The sequence below is a fragment of the Spirillospora sp. NPDC000708 genome, from assembly GCF_040299565.1.
Lineage (GTDB): Bacteria > Actinomycetota > Actinomycetes > Streptosporangiales > Streptosporangiaceae > Spirillospora.
Map to the genome: position 1 here is coordinate 1 of NZ_JBEPCJ010000218.1, position 2149 is coordinate 2149.

A 2149-nucleotide genomic window follows, 5' to 3' on the forward strand; every position below is an offset into this window, starting at 1 on the left:
TTGTTTTTGTTTTTGTGTGTTTTGCTGTCGCTATGGGGGCCGCCCCCCCCCCCCCCGCCCCCGGGTCGCGCCACCCCACCACCCCCCTCCGTAAGGTACCAAGGGGTGAGACCCCCTTCGTGAGGTCCGAAGATCGACAATGGACGCGAGGCACTCAGTGGCCTTTCCCCGTTCCAAAAAATACCGGGAAGAATGTGGCCCGAACGGCCTTGAACGGCCTCGAATGTCGGTCACACAGGGTACTATTTACGTATGCAATCAGTGACGGTCGAGCTTGAGGCCGCGTCCACCATGGAACTGGTGAACGCGCTCTCAAGCATCGCCACTGAACTCGCACAACGCGAAGCCCCTGAATCAGCGGCCGCGTGCCTGGAACTCACCGAAACCCTGGTGGCCGCGTCCGATCTGCAGGAAAGTGCCCTCGCCGGATTCATCGGCCGAGTCGACGCCGCCGGGGAGCAGGCCCGGTGGGGATATCCCTCCACCCAGGCGTGGCTGCGGTCGCGGCTGGGCATGCGCGATAACCGGGTGAAAGAGCGTCTGGTGCTGGCGCGGCAGCGTCATCGTCTCCCGCAGGTGGCCGAATGCCTCGCCGCGGGGGACCTGTCCCACGGTTACGCCGTCACCGTCGCCGACTCGGTCGCCCGCCTGAACGACACCGACTGCGCCGAGGCCGAGACAATCCTCCTCGGCTTCGTCGAGCAGGGCTTCTCGGCCGGAAAGGTCGCTGCGTTCGGGCGCCGCATCCGCGACCTCATCGCCGAACGCGACGACACAGAAGACGCCCCCGACGAGGACACCAAGCGCGGCTACGACAAGTCCTGGCTCACCACCACCCGATCCCTGGACGGCGGCCGCTACGTCAAAGGCTGGCTGAACCCCGAAGACGCCGCCATCTGGGACGGCACCCTGGCCCCGCTGGCCAAGCCGGCAGGACCAGACGACCGACGCGACCTCTCCGAACGCACCGCAGCCGCCCTCTCCAGCGTCCTGTCGGGTGGACACAAGGCATCGAAGGTCACCGTCATCTGCGACCTGGAGACGCTCACCGGAGGCAACGCCCCGGCCCGCCTCACCGACGGCACCCCGATCCCCGCCGTCCAAGCCCGCCGCATCGCCCTCTCGGCTGGGGTCTCACCCCTCCTCCTCGGACGCGGCAACACCCCGCTCTACCTGGGCTACCGAGAACGGTTCGCCTCCGCAGCCCAACGGCAAGTGCTGGAAACGCTCTACTCCTCCTGCGCGGTACGAGGCTGCGAGATCCCCGGGACGCTGTGCGAAGTCGACCACGTCCACGGCTGGGCACTCGGACGATCACCCACCGACATCGACCAACTCGCACTCACCTGCGGATGGCACAACCGCTTCAAACACACCAACCCCGACCAGATCCAGATCACCAAAGACCAGGACGGGCGCTACGTCTACCGGCTACTCCCACCAGCCGACGCCCGAGGATCAGCAACCGGGGCCGGACCACCGGGCAGCATCGGCCCACCCGATAGCACCGCGCTCGACTGGGCCGCATAGCCACCCACCACCGCAACACTGCACACGGCAATGCCCTGCGCCGGTCCGCCCGCATCCCCACCGATGACGGGCGGCCTCGGCATGGCCACACGGCAGGCGACCACCTCACACCAGTTGCGGGCGCTCCACCAGACAGCCCTTTGCGGAGACCGCCACCAGTCACCCGGCCAATTACGCACCGCCCAGCAGCACCGCCCAACACCGCCCCGGACCGCATAGCCGCCCCGCCCCCCGCATCACACCTATCCACCCCGGCCCACGCCCTGCGGCGGTCCACCCGCAGCCACCCTCACGACAGGCGAGCCAGCCCCACCACAGGGCCATGCCGACACGACAGCGCGATACACCAATGCAATAGCCAAGGCCGCCTGTCGAACGCAGCACGCCAACACCCACAGCCCACAATGCCAGCGACCCGGCAACACACCACATCGGGGGCGGCTCGTTTCAGATCAGGTGTTGCGGTGTCGCCCTTGGGTTCCCTTCGTCCCTTACGGAGGGGGGTGGTGGGGTGGCGCGACCCGGGGGCGGGGCAGGCGGAGCCTGCCCCCAACACCTGCCCAGGGGCCGCAGAGGCTCCAAAGTCAAGGGTGGACGAAGTCCATCGCGAAGCGACGCC

1 protein-coding gene is annotated in these 2149 nt (G+C 67.8%); it reads left to right on the forward strand.

Annotated elements, in window-relative coordinates:
- Positions 1–252: 252 nt before the first annotated feature.
- On the forward strand, positions 253–1530 hold the full coding sequence (locus ABT299_RS52515; protein ID WP_500255455.1) for an HNH endonuclease signature motif containing protein: 1278 nt from the start codon (positions 253–255) through the stop codon (positions 1528–1530).
- The last annotated feature ends 619 nt before the right edge of the window (positions 1531–2149 follow it).

Coding starts and splice junctions, on each gene's coding strand:
- ABT299_RS52515 (WP_500255455.1), top strand. CDS start 253: ATGCAATCAGTGACGGTCGAGCTTGAGGCCGCGTCCACCATGGAACTG.